The 16,587-nt window shown below is 56.2% G+C and carries 14 protein-coding genes; 11 read left to right on the top strand and 3 right to left on the bottom strand.

Features of this window, described 5'->3' with window-relative positions; translation table 11 throughout:
• Positions 1–38: 38 nt before the first annotated feature.
• The 3 genes from WCO56_24145 to WCO56_24135 are packed head-to-tail and all read right to left on the bottom strand — an operon-like array spanning position 39 to position 4,568.
• Positions 39–296 carry a hypothetical protein gene (locus WCO56_24145; GenBank protein MEI7732685.1) on the bottom strand — a complete coding sequence of 86 codons (258 nt, stop codon included), beginning with the start codon at positions 294–296 and terminating at the stop codon, positions 39–41.
• 13 nt (positions 297–309) lie between these two features.
• Positions 310–1,365: a glycosyltransferase gene (locus WCO56_24140; protein ID MEI7732684.1), complete on the bottom strand. Its 1,056-nt coding sequence runs from the start codon at positions 1,363–1,365 to the stop codon at positions 310–312.
• Positions 1,362–4,568: a helicase-related protein gene (locus WCO56_24135; protein MEI7732683.1), complete on the bottom strand. Its 3,207-nt coding sequence runs from the start codon at positions 4,566–4,568 to the stop codon at positions 1,362–1,364. The genes WCO56_24140 and WCO56_24135 overlap by 4 nt, the downstream gene beginning before the upstream one ends.
• Positions 4,569–6,275: 1,707 nt before the next feature.
• Between WCO56_24135 and WCO56_24130 the strand changes: the two genes are divergently transcribed.
• The 11 genes from WCO56_24130 to WCO56_24080 all read left to right on the top strand — a co-directional run bounded on the left by WCO56_24130 (position 6,276) and on the right by WCO56_24080 (position 16,552).
• Complete coding sequence (locus tag WCO56_24130; protein ID MEI7732682.1) at positions 6,276–7,622, top strand: hypothetical protein; 1,347 nt, start codon at positions 6,276–6,278, stop codon at positions 7,620–7,622.
• A 550-nt stretch (positions 7,623–8,172) separates the two neighbouring features.
• Positions 8,173–8,973, top strand: a complete 801-nt coding sequence (locus tag WCO56_24125) for a hypothetical protein (protein MEI7732681.1) — start codon at positions 8,173–8,175, stop codon at positions 8,971–8,973.
• Between the two features lie 241 nt (positions 8,974–9,214).
• A complete protein-coding gene (locus tag WCO56_24120; GenBank protein ID MEI7732680.1) occupies positions 9,215–9,358 on the top strand; it encodes a hypothetical protein in 144 nt (47 codons plus the stop codon).
• A gap of 12 nt (positions 9,359–9,370) precedes the next feature.
• On the top strand, positions 9,371–10,357 hold the full coding sequence (locus tag WCO56_24115; GenBank protein ID MEI7732679.1) for a hypothetical protein: 987 nt from the start codon (positions 9,371–9,373) through the stop codon (positions 10,355–10,357).
• A 32-nt stretch (positions 10,358–10,389) separates the two neighbouring features.
• The gene (locus tag WCO56_24110) at positions 10,390–11,022 is read left to right on the top strand and encodes an AAA family ATPase (protein ID MEI7732678.1); all 633 of its coding nucleotides are present in this window, start codon (positions 10,390–10,392) and stop codon (positions 11,020–11,022) included.
• 4 nt (positions 11,023–11,026) lie between these two features.
• Complete coding sequence (locus WCO56_24105) at positions 11,027–11,299, top strand: hypothetical protein (protein ID MEI7732677.1); 273 nt, start codon at positions 11,027–11,029, stop codon at positions 11,297–11,299.
• 4 nt (positions 11,300–11,303) lie between these two features.
• Positions 11,304–11,837 (top strand): JAB domain-containing protein, encoded by a 534-nt coding sequence (locus tag WCO56_24100; protein MEI7732676.1) that lies wholly within the window; start codon positions 11,304–11,306, stop codon positions 11,835–11,837.
• Positions 11,838–11,950: 113 nt separating this feature from the next.
• Positions 11,951–12,232: a hypothetical protein gene (locus WCO56_24095; protein ID MEI7732675.1), complete on the top strand. Its 282-nt coding sequence runs from the start codon at positions 11,951–11,953 to the stop codon at positions 12,230–12,232.
• Positions 12,233–12,236: 4 nt separating this feature from the next.
• On the top strand, positions 12,237–13,913 hold the full coding sequence (locus WCO56_24090; protein ID MEI7732674.1) for a hypothetical protein: 1,677 nt from the start codon (positions 12,237–12,239) through the stop codon (positions 13,911–13,913).
• 12 nt (positions 13,914–13,925) lie between these two features.
• A complete protein-coding gene (locus tag WCO56_24085; protein ID MEI7732673.1) occupies positions 13,926–14,771 on the top strand; it encodes a recombinase family protein in 846 nt (281 codons plus the stop codon).
• Between the two features lie 32 nt (positions 14,772–14,803).
• The gene (locus tag WCO56_24080) at positions 14,804–16,552 is read left to right on the top strand and encodes an SNF2-related protein (GenBank protein ID MEI7732672.1); all 1,749 of its coding nucleotides are present in this window, start codon (positions 14,804–14,806) and stop codon (positions 16,550–16,552) included.
• Positions 16,553–16,587: the final 35 nt, after the last annotated feature.

The following is a 16,587-nucleotide window of genomic DNA, read 5'->3' as shown; positions in this document are numbered from 1 at the left end:
ACCAAACGGGCGCAGCGTCAAAAAATACCCAAAAAAACTTAACGAAGTAGAACTAGTTGGGCCAATAGTGGCTCAATGACGTGGTTCTGCACGCGCAGTCCACCACCGTGCGAGACAAGATTGCGGAGTTTACGGCGGACGAATTGCCAATGCTCGTTCAGCGCGCGGGCTTCCGGGCCGGCGGCCTTTGGCAGGAGCCCCAGCCGGTTAAGTTCAGCCTCCAGATTGAACTTCACAAACGGCTCGGGCAACGCCGGGCCGGTGAACGTGCAATCAGTTATGAGGTTGAGAGGCATTCGCGGGGGTTCCTTAAACGGGGATGACTTTCAAGATACCGCGCTCGGCGACGTCAATGGCTTCATCATAACCGGCTTGCATCGCTTTCAACGCAGTGCCCGCAAGATGTTGGTGTTCAGGTTTTTCGGGTAAAAACGGGCGTGCGCGCAGGCTGGGCAACCCATGTTTCACTTCCAACTTTCGGTTACCGCGTCCATATCGCCGGAATCGCCGATAGAAATCGGATTCGTTTTCATCAAACTGGTGTGATACTCTAGCTGCGGGAGACCAGGCGATGACACCCAGTTGACGCAATCTGATCCCCATGTCCAGATCTTCCCCGGCGGCTTCCTGAAATTGGGGATCAAATCCACCGAGAAACGCGAACGGCAGCCCGGCAATCAGAGCGTTTGCGGTGACGATTGCCTGAGGTAAATACACCCCATGAATTGTGCGCTCCAATGGTGGGTTGAGCACGCCTTGTTCCGTCATGTACTCATTGATGGGACCAGAACCTGATCCGGTGACGGGCCCACTGATGGCCACACAACAATCCCCGCATTCGCGCCAGGTTTCCTCGAATTTCAAAAACAGGTCAGGCTCATGCACGCAACCGCAATCGGTAAAATAATACCAATCAATGGCTGATGCCCATTCAAATGTCGTGGGAGCACCAGGGTGACTTTGATGTTTAAGTTCAGAGCAGATCCCGTTTTTTAAATAGTCAGGCAAGGATTGGCGCTCTGAAAAAACGCTCATCAATTTCAAAAAATGATAATTTTGGTCGTCATCGTTCAGACCAAACGCCCGGTTTCGCGCTCTGGCTGGCCCAAGATTACCAGCGTAATCCACCACCTTAACCGGATAGGCCGACAGCCAGTCCGGCACTCCTGGTTCGACGTTGTCATTGGCCACCTCAATTTCTTTGGGTGGCGTTTTCAAATTAAGCAAGCTATCCAACGTGACGCGCAGACCATCCCAATCCTTGTAGGTGGGAATGATTGCTTTGATGGCGCGCGCGTTGACCGGTTTGGACCGGAACCTTACGGAGGCGGAAATAGGGTCAGGAATGGAATAGCTCGCGGTCATGAGGCTCCTTTCTCCATTTGCTTGTTGCGCGGCACAATCATCAGCATGCCCAAAGTAGTGATCTCGGGGTCGCGCATGGCATCGCGGGCATCGAAATCATCACGGCGTTTTTTAAACAGGCTGAGGACAGTTTGGGCCTCGTGGCGCAACGCCACCGGTTGGGCATTGTCGCCAGCAAAGCCAGACAGACGGTCCAGCGGAACAGTGAGGCGAGCCCAATCGGCAAGCTGCGGTTGTGGTGATTGTGAGCGGGCGGACGCAAGCAATTCCTGCTGCACCGCCGACTGACCGCGATCCGCGATAATTTCCCGCTCGCGGAACTCAAGCCACTCGTGCAGGCGCTCACGATCGCGCCGGAGTTCGGTGCGGCGGCGATTCAGCACATCGGCGGCGATGGGGTGGAAATGCCTTCGGGCGGCGGCAATAGCCGTGGCTTCGGCATCCTGCGCCCAGTTTACAAAGTGGTTCTGCCACACGTCGCGGGTGTTCATGGCGTTGGCCGGATCAGCGAGGCGGAGCCATTGCCCGCTATCCGCAATAAATTCAGCACTGGCGGGTGGTCGAACCAGAATCGCAAGTACTTGTTCAAACTCGCGCCCCGCGCGGCTGAGCAGACGCCCGAGGAAGGTGAAAAGCAATGCGGGTTGCGGCAGGTCGCCAACAACCGCGCTAATGCGTTGATCCACGGAAGTGGCCGTGCCGCCCAATGCAAGGTGCCGCACCCGATCAAGAGCCCGGCGAACCAGCGGATGCGCGCGCCCAAGGAAGCCGACGTCACGTTTTTGAGAGTCCTGGATGATTTCCAGCTTCGTCGTGAGCCGAACAGTACGGGTATCCACGTCAATGCCGGGGGTATCCTTGAGCCCCGGCATCCAAGCGGGCGGGAGGGTCATCTCCGTAATGTCAGGCGAAATATCGCGAACGTCGCCGCCTTCGAGGAGGACGGCGTCGCGAACGAAACGGGCAAGGTCCACGCTGTTCAAGTGCGCACCGCGCTGGCGGGCCTGGTCGGCTTCTTTGAACAGCGAGGCCTCAGCATTAAGCCCCTCCGCCCCCAGCCAGGTATTGGCGGTGGCGGCGCGCTCGAATCCTTGCAGGCTGCGATCAATTTCCTCCAGCAACTCGCGGGTGGCGGAATCCGCGCCGGAATTTTCCTGACCGGAGACAAGATCAAATACCGGTTCTTCACGCTGGAACAAGGAGGCCTCTTGTTCGACCAGGCCGGTGAGCAGGCGCTCGGCGGTCGCCTCGGCTGAAGCTGTAACGCCGAGGGTATTGGGCACGAAGGTGAGCAGCTTGCGCTGGCGCTCATACTTGGCAATCAAGCGCAGCAGAATGCGCTGCTCGAACGTGCCGCATAAGAAGAGATACCGCACCATGGGAGTCTGCTCCTGTCCGAAACGGTCAATGCGTCCGTTGCGCTGTTCCAGCCGGTTGGGATTGAATGGAAGTTCAAGATGCAAGAGATGGTGGCAGCGCTGGTGAAGATTCAAGCCTTCGGCGGCAGCGTCCGTGCTGACGAGAATCAGGTTGTCCTCATTGCGGAAGCGGTCGGTGGCAGTGGCGCGGGCCTTTTCATCATCCTCACCGCTCATGGTAATGACCGGGCCGACGCCGGCCTGTTGCAGCGCGGCGACCAAGGCAGCCTGGCTATCGGTGTATTCCGTATAGATCAGGACGTTAGCGCGGGGTTCGGGAGCACGAATGGATTGCACTTGGGCGATAACCGCCGCCAGCTTGGGATCCTGCCCGGTGGCGGATTCGGCAATGCGGATCAGGGCATCCAGCGCGTCCGCCATATTGGCATAGCGGCGCAGGTGGCGCGCCTCGGAACCGACTTCGCGCTCCAAGGCAAAAAGTTGTTGTGCAAGGTCTTCAACCTCAAGCGTTTGTTGCTCGGCTTCCTGATCGAGGCTGACGGTGCCAAAGCGTTCGAGGGTACGATTCAGTTCACGCAACGAGCGAAGCCGCTGCTTGCGACTCTCTTGGGTTTCTGCCGTCTCGGTCTGGATGGAACGGAAGCGGTCACGCACAGCTTCGAGGGTGGCTTTGCATGCGGCAACCGTGGATACACTGCGCTTGAGCAGCGAAATGAAGGAAAGTACGTCACTGTAACGACGGCTGCGCAGGGCCTTGCGAAGCTCCGGCGCGATCAAGGCGATGAGTTGCTGATGCAGTTCTATGAACCGATCATGGGTACCGCTGCGCGCGCGGACCGGACACGGCTCGACGTCGCGTTCCTTGAAGCGGGGTGCGCCGCTTTCGGTAAGGATATGCTTCTTTAGCCGGCGCACGACGTGCTGGCGGTAGCGATCACCCCGAAGCGCTCCCCGGCCATCCACCAGCGAGGGGTCCAAGAGTTCGCAAATGGAAGCAAACGATCGGTCATTGCCATCATGCGGCGTGGCGGTCGCGAGGATCAGGGCATCGGAACGGCGCGCGAGCACCTCGGCGAGCCGGCGGCGGAGCGAGGCGTCACGATCATCTCCGCCGACTTCCATGCAGTGATGGGCTTCGTCTATGATCACGACGTCGTATGAAGAGCGTTCCAGGTCTTCGAGCACTTTTTCCTGTTTCAGAAAGTCAATGGAGGCCAGGCCAAGAGAGATATGGTCGAATGGAATGGCGCCGAGTTCGGTACTGCGCCGCACCTCATCCAGGGACTGGCGATCAATAACCTGGAATCGTAAACCAAAGCGGTGGGACATTTCCATCCCCCACTGGGCAAGCAAGGGGCCCGAAGGCGACACGATCAGGATGCGATGGGCAATCCGGCGGGCAATAAGTTCAGTGAGCAGAAGACCGGCCTGAATGGTTTTACCAAGGCCAACACCGTCAGCAAGCAGCAGCCGGACGCGGGACAATCGCAGGGCCCGGAGCACGGGCACCAATTGGTAGGGCTCGATACGCAGCCGTCCGGGTTGGACAGCGCTAAGGGCATCCATGCCAAACGCCTGTTCCAGAAGAAAGGCCTGATGGAAAGCCAGCCAGTTTGGGAGTGAAGCGGGTTTTTCCGGGCGCAAGGCGCGGGTGACCGGGGTAATTTCGTCAAATGGACCAAGCAGATCCAATTCCTGACCGGCGAAGGCGCCTTCAATGCCGCGCAGCCGGTGAAGAATCTGACCACCAAGATTCTGGGTATTGACCAGTTCCCATCGCAGGCCACGGGCAGTTACTTCGGTTCCTGGAAGAAGGTCTGGCATAAGAGCATTAACGACCCAGAGACCACTTAGTGATGTTCAAACATAGTTCCTGGACATATCTGACATTGTGCCTGACACGATGCACATCGTTATTGAAGCCAAAGATGAAGGAACTAACCCAACGGGTAATGCTGACGAGATAACATGTCAAGACATCGAATACCCAGATGAGGCCGTCCGCCCCGCCTGGACGATTCGAAAAAACGGGCACATTGGCACCAGCCTGTAGAAACTTCTTCCACATGGTACCAGTAAAACGGTCGAGCCAATAGCTCCCAGTCATAACATAATTCGAATTCATTGGCGTAAACGACCAGTACTCTGCCACAAATGAAACGTTATTTTCAAATACAATGTTACTTAATCTGGCAATGAGAATACATTTTTGAGCGCCAATCATAGCAAAAAATCAAAAGTCCCAATAACGCGGGCTCGCACAAGAGTTGCAGGACTATGCGAACAAATAAAGCTCCGGAGAGGCAGGGTGATGGTCACTGGGCGGAAGCTGGTGCCACGGATTCGATGATTCAATTCGATGATCCGCCTTGCCTTGCATCGATCCAGTGTGGCAGTTTAGCAGACGATGGGAAGTAGCCTTCAGCTTGGATGGACAGGAAGTGTGGGGTATCCAGCAAAGGTAAAACGGATAGTAGTGAGGGCTGCATCTCCTGGGTGCCAACCGTAATTTTCCACCGCCATTTGCTTCCATTCAGGATTAAAATTTCAGCATCCGAAACCGCCCGATTTGAACCCTCACATTTCATCCTGTTTTTCGCTTCAAAAACAGGTCTGTTACCCGTTTTTTCCGTGTTACGCGTCAAAGTTACGCGCAAGTTATTGGTAGCGTGTGGTTTATCTGTCTTGTTACTTTGTTACTCGTTTTTTAGACATCTACATATTATAAGAGTGGAAATAAATTGTGTTCCCGGAACGCTGTTCCCGGAACGCTGTTCCCGGAACATTTGTTCCTAAAAACTGTTCGGGGAACAAAATATTGTTCCGGGAACATGTTCCCCGACACTTTCCACATGAAGCACATATTTCCGCGTAACAAGGTAACAAAGTAACAAGGCTATCAAACCAGCTTCTATATATATATATATATATATTATTAATAGATAGATAGATAGATAGATAGATAAGGACTGGCACATGCCTGTTACTTCTGTTACTCGCTTGTTACTTTTCAAAAACCCAGGTAACACCTCTGTATAAATTTAGCCATAATCCCGATAGCGCTGTTCCCATGAATAGCAGACCCATTCATGGTCAAATTTAGCCAAATCAAAAAGTAACACGCGTTTTACCCTGGTGCAGACCCGCGCCCCTCTTCACAAATCATGCCCGCCCGCGCCCCCGTCGCCACCCAGAACCCTCCGGCCACGATCTCCACCCGGTGTTTGGCCATGTGCGTCCATCGTGATCCGGTGTGCGTTTGCGGAGCACCTTGCGGGGTCTATGTTTTCACTCGCAAAATTTTGATAAATATACCCCCCTAGTAGGGGGTATGCCTCTTTTAAGGGTGTGTTTTCAGGCGTGCATTTAAGGCTGTTTTACTGGGCTTTTTTTGACGTTTTAAAACAGTAAAAAGCGTGCGTTTCAACCAGCTCGGCGCTTGCCGTGCGCGCAGTTTAGCGGGTGCGGTGACCGTGCGACGCACAAGCAAGCAAACACGCTGGCTGGCGGCGGGCGGCACCGTTCGCAAGCATGACAACATCAAATCAAATGGCAGCGGGAGTGGTTGAATTCATCATTGGTATCTGTGGCGCGCAAGGGGGGCGCGGCACACTGGATATTGAGACCGGCGGCGCGGTCGGGCTGGCGGCGCGGGAGTTTGAAGCGCGGCAGGGAGCGGCACCCATACCGGCAGCGTTGGAACTGGCGGCACTAGCGGCAGCGGATGCGGTTACGGGTGCGGCGCGGCGTTGGGATAAGGTCCCTTTGTCGGCGCTGGCTCCTGGCGGGCGTCTGCATCGGTGGGCGTATGGTCTAGCCTTGGCAGCGGCGGGCGTGGCGCTGCGGCAACCGGCAGCGGGCGTGGTGGCGGTCAAAAGCCATGGCGACACTGTCGGCGAATGGATCATGAGTTTATGCGGTGGCCGGGGGTGGCGTGGCGGTCCGGTGGCGTTGGCTGCCTCCGGTGCGACGGGACGCGCGGCGCGGTCTATCTGGGCGCGGCGGGGCGCGATACCGTCGGATTCATCAATGGAAGCGGCGGCGGCGGATGCGGTGGCAGCGGTTTGGATGGCGGCGCGGCGCTGGGACAAGGTCCCTTTGTCGGCGCTGGTCCCTGGCGGGCGTCTGTATCGGTGGGCGTTTCGGATAGCCTGGCGGGCAAGTTTTAACTCACTGGCAACGGCAAAAAAGCAAGGCGGCAAGGTGCGCAATGGGGCACAAGCTGAATTGATTCCGCTGGATAGCGCGGCGCTGTCCACAGAGCGCGCAAGCTTGGCGGCGTGGGCGGCAGGGTGCCAATTGAGCGAGGGGGAAGCGGCGCGCATGCGCGCGGATGCCGCACAAGCCGCACGGCGGCGAATGGCGCTGGCGCGTTTCTTGCGCTGGGTGCGAATGGAACTGGCCAGCGGGCGCGAATATGCGGCGCTGGTCTATCTGGCCAGCGGGGCGGATTATCCAACGGCGGCAAAGCGGGCGGGGTTTCCATCGGTGGAAGCACTCACAAAAGCATTTCAACGGGCAAAGGTTTGGGCGCGCTTGCAAGCGGGGGCGGTGCATCATCAAACAGCGGCAGAGCTGGAATTGATACAGGCGGCAAGGGTGGCAGGGATGGCAGCGGGCGCAACGGTCAAGCGGACAAGGGCGGCAGCATTGGCGCTGACGGTGCCAGCGCCAGCACCGGCACGCGTGGCGGCGGGTTGCCTGATGGCGCGACGGTCGGCGATGTTGGCGGCGCTTGACGCACGAGCGGCGGCGCTGGTATCGGCTCGGGCTCTGGCGCGACGCAAGGCAGCAGCGCGGCAGCGGCGGATAGATAACTGGCTTGCAGCGTCTAAAGGGTTGCGCACCGTTTCAATGCGTGGCGGCCTGGCGGTGTAGCACTCCAACCAAGTCACAAGCGCCCGTCTGTTTTCAGGCGGGCGCTTTTTGTTTGCCGTGGTGCGGCTTGTCCCATACCGGGGGCTTGTATCATGTGAGATTGCGCGGCGCTTTGGAGCGCGGGCGCTGCTGGTTTGTTTTCCACGTTTAAAGAGCGCGGGCAACGGCAAAGCGACTCCTGTCCCATGGCGGGGACTAATAGTGTGAGAGTATGCGCGATGGATCGGGCATGCTTCGTACCATTGAAAAGGGTAGCGCGATATTCCGTGTGGCACTCCGAGTCGGAGTGCGGGGGGGCAGGCGGCGCTTGTCCCATGGCGGGGGCGTATATATTAAGAATATGCGCCGCGTTTTTTGGCGCGTTTGTTAGCCATTCGGCAGTTTCCAATGAAAGGCCCCTTTGAATAATCCCAGGTTTACCACCGCTCTCACGCAAGCGATGGCGGTGGTAAACCACACTTTTCAGATTTCCCGGAACCGCTGGGCTTGGTCCAGGGCAACCGGAAACGCACCCGGCGAGCGGAGAGCCGAACCCCATACATAAAAAACTATGGAATTGATGACCTATCAAGCATTGGTCACCTTGCCGCCAGAGGACCAGGATAAACTGGCTCGCGGTGTGGTGAAAGAAGCGAAAGACACCGACGCTACCGTTAAACGGTACAAATCCAGTTTTCCGGCGGCCGGCAAACTGGTGTGCGCGCTCGAAGAGCGCCTAAACAAGGGAAAGGCCAATCACACGATTGCCGCCAATCTCTCCCTGGCTTCGTACTGGGAATCCATCACGAAAGCCAAGCTGAACAACCACGCCATGAGTTGTGCGGTGGCGTTTGGCACCTATGTCCGCACCGGTCTTATCCAGGAAGCGGATTACGACAAGAATACCAGCCAATGCTTGGAATTGGCTGCCAGTATCTCTACGGCCTGCGGCGGGGAAGTCACGCACGATCTCGTTGGCAAGGCTGCCGAAGAGTTGAAAGATCGCTCCAAGGATAGCGCGAAAAACCTGAAAGCCATTTTGGACGACCTCAAGGAGCGTAAAACCATGTCGGAAGAGGCGGCCCGCAAGGCAATCTCGCGTCTCATGGAAGACGGGTATATTACCACCGTCATCTCTGCCGTGGGCGCTGAAATCGTTCACCTGGAAGATACGTCCATCGCGAAATCCTGTTTCCTTGGCATCCAAACCGTGGTGGATATGTTTAGCTCAAACACCAATCTGGCAACCAAAGAGCGCCGTTTCCCGAAGGAAATCCTCATGGCCTGGTTTCAGGAACACCAATCGGCCAAGAAACCGTTGGGCTCCACGTCACCAGCGCAAGCGCCCACCACTGCTGGTGCCTCCAAGTAACCGCTCCATATCCAATACCAGGAAGCCACCGTCAAGGTGGCTTCTTTTTTTCGTTTTTATGTATTTTGAGGGCAAAAGATCGCCAAAATCAGGTTTTACACCTGCCCAGATCCGATTTCCCTCCTTAAACGCGCTCATTATTTTTCCCCGAGTCCGCGTTTTTCGGCACTCCGAGTCGGAGTGCCGGATGTGATGCTGCCGCGCTGCGCTCAACGCGGTATGCGCGCTGGCGAAGACTGACATGAAACTCACCTTTACCCAAACCCTTCAATCCTTCCACGATTACCAATCCGCCATGCATCCTATCCTTCCCTGGATACTACTGCCGGTGAACCTGTGCATCGCGCTTTTCGCAACGCTAACCAGTCTCACGGATGAACCCTAACCCAAAACACCTATGGCAAGATTCGATGTTCTCAAAATCATAACCCCGGCGCCAAAAACGCCGCTGCCGACACTCACCGCCCAACCCGAGGCACCACCACCGTATGACAGGTGCGGAAACGATCCTGTCTGCGACGGCATCCGCAAACAGGAAACCGATGAGACCGAAGCCACCCGCAAACACACCACCTTGATTGTCAGTCAGCGTCCGGAATGGGCGACTGCCGCTATTATGGCTGATCTGGAAGCCGTTTCCCCTGAGGCGCAATACGATAACTTTGATTACATCGTAAAACGCTCCGCTATTATTGGCTGGCGGCGCGGTTCCAGGGATTGCTTCAAGCAACTCCGCGCTGCTGCCGCCACCTTTCCCGAGACCGCCTTTTTGGCCACCGCCACCGCCAAGGCCGAACACCGCGATAAGTGGGCATGGGGTAGGGGTTACTATCTTCGTGATGGTTGCGTATCCGGCTGGCGCGTCTATTACAACAAGTGGAGTGAAAAATTCCCGCTCTGTTTTACTCCTAACGTGGAGATTCGGCTGCCCGATTACTCCAAACCTGTCGCTGTCCCCAGTGCTGTTACCCCCATCGGCAAGGTTCCTGGCATGACCATCACGGAAATCTGGCATACCAAACGCCAGGCGCCCGTCTTCGTGGTCCGCCTTTCTGAGCGCGTGGACCATTCTACCTACCTGGCACTCCTGGGACAGGCTCGCAAACTCGGCGGCTGGTATTCCAGTTATGGTCCCGTTGAGATCCGTGGTTTCATGTTTCCAGACAAACAGGCCGCCCAACAATTCGCTGGCGTGGCGGAGCCTGTTCAGATGGAACCCGCCGAACCAAAGAATCAGCCGGTGCAGGACACGTCAACGGTATGCATCACCTCCAACCCCATCATTCAACTCCCCGAACCTGAACCCATCATCATTCCAGCGGTGGTCTTCCCAGCATCCATTGTACCCGATGACTGGCGACTGGCCATGGCCGGCCTGGCTTAATCCAAACAACCCATAATCCGTATTCCACCATTATGAAACTTCCCTCAAACCATACCCCGCTTACCCATGGCGACTTTGTCGGACCAGCGCGTCATATCGCTCCACTCTTGGACGAAGCCATCCGGTGTGCCAATGAAAACGATCGAGCCCCCATCAAAATGATCTTCCTGGGACCGCCAGGCACAGGCAAGAGCGCCTTGGCGCGCTACATGCAACATCAGCTCAAATGCCATCCAAAGTGGTCTACCGTCAAACTCAACGGTTCCCAGGTGGACTTGGAAACTGTGGAGAACCTCGCCAGCAGCCTCCATCTGCGGGATCTTTTTTCCGAATGGAAGTTCATCTGGTTTGAAGAAATTGACCAGTGTACTCCCAAGGCTCAGGTCCGCCTGCTCACTCTCTTGGATGACCAGCCCACCGGTACTGCGATCGTCTGTACCAGTAACTGCAAACTCAACGAACTCGAATCCCGGTTCCAGTCCCGCTGGAAATTCTTCGACGTGAAACCACCGACAGCCGCCGACATCCACGGGCTGTTGGTCAGCTACGGACTGGACGAAGCTACTGCTTCCCAAATATCCACTTTTGCATGTGGAAACGTTCGGGCTGCCCTCTTGGACGCTGAACTGGCCATGCAAGCCCAAGCCACCATGAAACGATCCTAACCCTATGCTTAATCAACCACCCACCACCCCACCAGATACATTCAAATTCAAGCCCGGCAAAACTGTTAGCAGCGACTACACCAACGGTGAGCGCGCTAGCGTGGCGGTGGAATCCTTGATGGTTCACCCCGACGCGCCGGGCAGCCTGGCCAACGGCGATTACGAAACACCGCTGGTGGATACCCTGGCCAACTTGTTCCACCTGTGCGACCGCGAAGGCATCTCGGTCGAATCCGTCCTCGCTTCCGCCACCAGGCACTGGCAATCCGAAAGGTAATTTTATGACCGCTACCCCCCTCTTCCCCGAACTGGAGTTTGCCGCCAAACCCCGCCGCTCGCCACGCCTACCCGCCTGCCCGGTCTATCGGGTGGAAGAATACAAAGTCGAGGCGCTGCGCGAAACCTTCATCTCCGAGAGCGACATGGATACGCCGGCCTGTATCCATCGCTTTTACCTGGAAACCATCACCACCGATCCCCGCCATAACCCCGAGGTCGAATGCATGTACGTGCTCCTGCTGAACACCCGTCGAAAACTCCGTGGCTATCACCTGGTCTCCATCGGCACCTTGAACACCGTGCTGACCCATCCCCGTGAAATCTTCCGGCCCGCCATCATTGCCAGCGCCAGCGCCATTGTCCTCCTTCATAACCATCCAAGCGGCGATCCCTCGCCGTCCGATGCCGACATTCGCGTAACCCGGGACCTGATCCGCGCCGGCCAACTCCTGCGCTTGGATCTCCTGGACCACGTCGTTACCACCCACCTGCCCGGAAAATTCTGTAGCCTGCGTGAACTGGGCCACTTTTATTAACCCGTTTTCCGTTTGTCCCTTCCGGGGCGCATATATGTATGAGAGGAATTCTAAAATCCATTCCGATCACCTGGGCCTTTGAGTCCTGGTCACAAAAAATCAGCCTATGCACTATGAAACACAATAATACAGATACCGATCTGCCGGCCGTTGAATGGCTTATGGAGGTTGAATCCGCCCGAGGCAAACCAGCTCGAATGAGCCCGGCTGCCGGCATTGAGGCCATGACCCAGCGTCTTGCTCACCTGCGCCAAGAGTTCACGCGCGCTATCGCTCGGGCAGAGGCACACCCCTCGAACGAAGGGGAGCAGCTTATGACCGACTTGCGCCAGCAAATCACCGACACAAAAACTCGTTTGGCCGAATACCAATACCTCGCCGACAACCAATCTTAGGCTTATGCAAAAAACAAACATTAATCCTGAAATCTTCCAGGAGTTTCTTGAGTCTGCCACCAACGCTGCCGCCAAAGGCCAGGCGCAATACTTCACCCCCTACCCATGGGCCAAAGCCCTGGCGGAGCCGCTGCCCCGATTTCGCCAGACGATCATTGATCTTTGCCACGGAAATGCGGCCCTGCTGGCCGGAGCGTCCAACTCCACGACTGAACATTTGCTAGGGGCTGACATTGATTCGCTGAAACCGCTTCCCGAAATCACCACGTGCCGCAAAAGCGTTGAAACCTGGTTTACACAGGCCGATCTCACGCTGCTCTACCCACTGCTCAAGGAGTTGGATTTTGAAGCCGATCTGTTCACCCTGAATCCGCCCTTCGATCTCCATTGGCATCGTGATCGCCTTTCCGCCTTGGCCAAAAGTAGCTTGTCTTCAGTCCAAGATGCTTTTGCCAACCATGATCCCCGCATTTCCAAGGACACGATTGATTCCACAGTCGCCACGCTAATGATCGCCCTGGATAGGTGCAGCCAGTATGGGGAAGGATACCTGATCGCCAATGAATCCACTCTTCAACGCCTCATTCTGCAACCCAACGCCCCCCATCATGCCTTAGCCGAGCATTGCTGGCTCCATGCCGTCATTCCAGGCAACATCTGCATTGCCACCAAGGATAATAACTCCGACTCGGAGTACCGTACCGGCATTCTGTACTTTGCCCGATCGCATTACGGCCCCTGCCATGAAATTTCTCTGCCCGCCAATATCCTGCAAGCACATGGCGAGCTCACTTGTATCAACCGCTTCCGCCATCGCCGTGGTACCGAAGTTCGTGACTATCTCTATACGCAGGAAGTCAGTGTGCTCTGGAACGCCGCTGCGGACGAATACAAAATTCGCTACGCCAAAGCCAAAGCCGAATGGAATCTGGTCCTGGATACCAACGGATTCATCAGCACCAACCTCAGTTTGTTCCAACAGCATTCTAACCAGGTCAACAAGCGTGACGCCGAAAAACTCTTCACCCTCAATGGTCGCCGTCCCATGCAGGTTGTCATGCAACGCGCCCAACGTGATGAACTCTTGCGCCACTGTGGCCTAACCGTTGAACATCCTGCCTGGCGCGTCCATCCCGAACTGATCACCGCCGTCCAATCCGCGATTCTGGCCTACCATGCGGAACGCGCCCCACTTTATCCACTCCCCGCTATTCAGCGCCTTGGCTATCTGGATGAAGAAGACTCTATTTGCTGTATCCGCGACCTTGCCACTCCCGACCATATCGTTGTTTTCCGTGCGGGAGACAGCTACAAGCTGCGCTCCCAAACTGTTTCCATCACCCGTCCCGGCACGAAGTGCAATCTGGAGGGCGAAATTGAAGAGGTGGCCTATTGCGGCCAAGAATTGGCCTTCTTCATCACCAACTGTCATGGTGCAGAAATGCTGTTTATGGAGGACCGCCTCAAGGAGGCCGGTGCAAAACTCCATGGCATCCGCTCCAATACCACCAAGGCCAGTGAACTCATTGATTTCAACCTACATGACCTCACTCGCTGCTTCATGATCCCGGAAGTCAAAGATGTGGCCACCTTGAATCCCATCCAATACCAAGCCAACCTGACTATGCTCGACACCATTGAAACCCTGTGCAACTCCATCCCGATACTCTCAGTCATCTGATATTCAAAACCTATGATTCCAACTCTTCCCTCAGCAACCGCCCAATGCCTCACCATCGGCTATGCCCGATGTTCCACTGATAAGCAGGATAACTCGGTGGACATTCAGCGCCATGAAATGGAAGCCTATTGCACCGCCAACCACCTCACTAGGCTGGAACTCTACGGTGAGGAAGATGTCTCTGGCCGTCTCCAGTTCTCTGCCCGTCCCAAGGGCTGCGAGATATTGCGCCGTATCCAGGCGTTCACCCGCGATCATCCCGGTGCAATCATCAACTTAATTATCCCTAAAATTGATCGTTTGGGGCGTTCTGCCTCAGATGTCATCGCTACTGTGGAAGATCTTCACCGCATCCCCCAGTTTTCCCTGCATATTCTTAACTTGGGTGGCATGACCCTCAACACGCGTTCGCCATGGGGGATGTTCATGATTCAGATCTTTGCCGCCTTGGCGCAGATTGAAGTCTCCATCACGCGCGAGCGTATTCGTACCACCCTGGAACATAAACGCCGCAAATCTGAACTGACGGGCACTGTACCCTATGGCTGGGATGCCATCGAGACCGGCCAGGTCACCAGCAAAGGCACCCGCATCCGTAAAGTGGTGGATAATCCCCAACAGCAATCCTGGATTCTACATATGCACCGATTACGCGTTGCTGGTTGGTCCTACGGCGCGATTGCCAAGGACCTGAACCAGCGCCAGATCCCCACGAAAAATGGCGCTGGCAAGACCATCGCTGCCGGGCACGGCAAAACGGTAATTAGTTCCGGCCTCTGGCAGTGTGGCAACGTAGCCAAAGTTCTCAATAATTCCACCGTCACCCAATGGTTGTCTGCTCGGACTACCGCAGTCTAACTAATACTCCAAACTCCTAACCCCAAAAAACAATGCAACTCAAACCATTCCAAAAACAAGACCTCGCACGCCTTGCGCTCCACGACGGCGCCATCCTCGCTTGGGATACCGGGCTCGGCAAAACCTGGGCATTCCTCCTTTGGTCCATGCTCAAGGCTGGCCACGAATTCAAGGGCGGTACGCTGTTACCAAAAGCCCCCTGTCTGATCGTCGCCCCTGGCGATCTCCATGCTCAAATGGCTGATGAAGCTTGGACCCATTTCCGTATCCGCTTCATCAAGCTCGATTCCCAGGCTGCCTTCCTGCAACTCAGCACCCTGTCACCTGTTGATGGACAGCGTTCCTTGCCGGCTGGGTTCTATATAACCAGCTACACCCAGCTTTCCACCAATGGCGTCCCCGAAGTTCCCGATGTAGCCAAGATGCCCGCCGAGTCCTGGTTGGCCTTTTTCAGTCTCAATCAGGACCATGTCGCGGAATACTATGCTCGACGCGGCCACCACCTGCGCCGTTACTACGAACTCCTGGAAAGTTCTCCGGAAGACTCTTTGCCCACCCTGCAAATGCGCTTGCGTCGCCTGACCTGTAACGCCAGCGAATTCGCCCAGCATGCCATCCACGCAGCCTACGAGCAACTCGCCCCGTTCCATATTGACGCCAACAATCCGCTCTATTCGGAACTTCCGCCAAACAACCGGGACATCATCACCTCCAGATTTGCTACCCACACCTACTTTGAATACACCCGGCATATTGGTGACACCAGTTCTCTCCCCAATCAGCGCCGCGTCAAGTGCATCTATGCACCCACCCTGGCTGACCTCTGCTTTAACTCCTTCACCTGTGTTGCTGTGGATGAAGGCACCCGCATGAAAGGGGAGAATACCCTGGTCGGGCTGGGCGTACGCCAACTTACCCCTAAATATCGCCTGGTCTCCACTGCCACTCCCATCAAGAATCGCCTGCCCGACATTTTCCGGCTGGCCTGGTGGGTGACCGGTGGGCGCGAAGAGGCTCATGCCCGCTTCCCCTATGCCAACAGTTCCGCTGATCGTGGTGACTTCGCCGAAGAATTTCTCGTTAGCGAACATAATCTGTCCGCCAAGAAACGCCGGAACCCCCGCTATAAAAAGCTCACCCCCAATGTCTGCAATGTTCACCGCCTCTGGAAAATGATGGCTCCGATCATTCTGCGACGACGCAAGCACGACATCGGCGAACAAATCGTGAGTAAACATCGCCATGTCATTCGTGCCGCCATGGGGACCCATCAGGCCGAAACCTACAAGTACCATTTGCGCGCCTCCTATCTTGATAAAAACGGGCGGCCCGCTCCAGGTGCCAAGCTGCAAGCTCTGCGCATGGCTGCCGCCGCCCCTCATGCCGAGAATCTGGTGCCAGTGTTGAATGGTAAGGGCTCACACCGTAGTCACACCGGATACATCCCCAAGATTGCCAGTGCGCTTAACCTGATTAACCAAATCCTGCGGCGGGGCGAGCAGGTGGTGGTCGGCTCCGCGTTTATTGAACCACTCAACACCCTCTCATGCCTGTTGAAAGAAGCCAACGTCCGCCATCTCCGCATGGACGGCAGCGTCTCCCAAACCAGACGTGGGATGCTCAGCGCCCAATTCAAACAAGGCGGTCCCAAGTACAACCCACACGCCTCCGCCAAGAATCTGTACCCCGTCACTTTGGCCGGCGTCGAATCCTGTGCCGAAGGGCACAACTGGTCCCGTGGGAAAAATGTGATCCTCATTGGATTTAGTGCTTATCCGTAAATAGATATTGTCTGTCGCCAGCAGATTATGGCTGC

The organism is Verrucomicrobiota bacterium (assembly GCA_037139415.1).
GTDB lineage: Bacteria > Verrucomicrobiota > Verrucomicrobiia > Limisphaerales > Fontisphaeraceae > JBAXGN01.
The sequence above is the reverse complement of the archived record's forward strand: the minus strand, read 5'-3'. Positions and strand labels throughout refer to the sequence as shown.

Excerpts from the sequence above, each read along its gene's own strand:
- WCO56_24145 (MEI7732685.1), bottom strand. The coding sequence starts at position 296 with ATGCCTCTCAACCTCATAACTGATTGCACGTTCACCGGCCCGGCGTTG.
- WCO56_24140 (MEI7732684.1), bottom strand. The coding sequence starts at position 1,365 with ATGACCGCGAGCTATTCCATTCCTGACCCTATTTCCGCCTCCGTAAGG.
- WCO56_24135 (MEI7732683.1), bottom strand. The coding sequence starts at position 4,568 with ATGCCAGACCTTCTTCCAGGAACCGAAGTAACTGCCCGTGGCCTGCGA.
- WCO56_24130 (MEI7732682.1), top strand. The coding sequence starts at position 6,276 with ATGACAACATCAAATCAAATGGCAGCGGGAGTGGTTGAATTCATCATT.
- WCO56_24125 (MEI7732681.1), top strand. The coding sequence starts at position 8,173 with ATGGAATTGATGACCTATCAAGCATTGGTCACCTTGCCGCCAGAGGAC.
- WCO56_24120 (MEI7732680.1), top strand. The coding sequence starts at position 9,215 with ATGAAACTCACCTTTACCCAAACCCTTCAATCCTTCCACGATTACCAA.
- WCO56_24115 (MEI7732679.1), top strand. The coding sequence starts at position 9,371 with ATGGCAAGATTCGATGTTCTCAAAATCATAACCCCGGCGCCAAAAACG.
- WCO56_24110 (MEI7732678.1), top strand. The coding sequence starts at position 10,390 with ATGAAACTTCCCTCAAACCATACCCCGCTTACCCATGGCGACTTTGTC.
- WCO56_24105 (MEI7732677.1), top strand. The coding sequence starts at position 11,027 with ATGCTTAATCAACCACCCACCACCCCACCAGATACATTCAAATTCAAG.
- WCO56_24100 (MEI7732676.1), top strand. The coding sequence starts at position 11,304 with ATGACCGCTACCCCCCTCTTCCCCGAACTGGAGTTTGCCGCCAAACCC.
- WCO56_24095 (MEI7732675.1), top strand. The coding sequence starts at position 11,951 with ATGAAACACAATAATACAGATACCGATCTGCCGGCCGTTGAATGGCTT.
- WCO56_24090 (MEI7732674.1), top strand. The coding sequence starts at position 12,237 with ATGCAAAAAACAAACATTAATCCTGAAATCTTCCAGGAGTTTCTTGAG.
- WCO56_24085 (MEI7732673.1), top strand. The coding sequence starts at position 13,926 with ATGATTCCAACTCTTCCCTCAGCAACCGCCCAATGCCTCACCATCGGC.
- WCO56_24080 (MEI7732672.1), top strand. The coding sequence starts at position 14,804 with ATGCAACTCAAACCATTCCAAAAACAAGACCTCGCACGCCTTGCGCTC.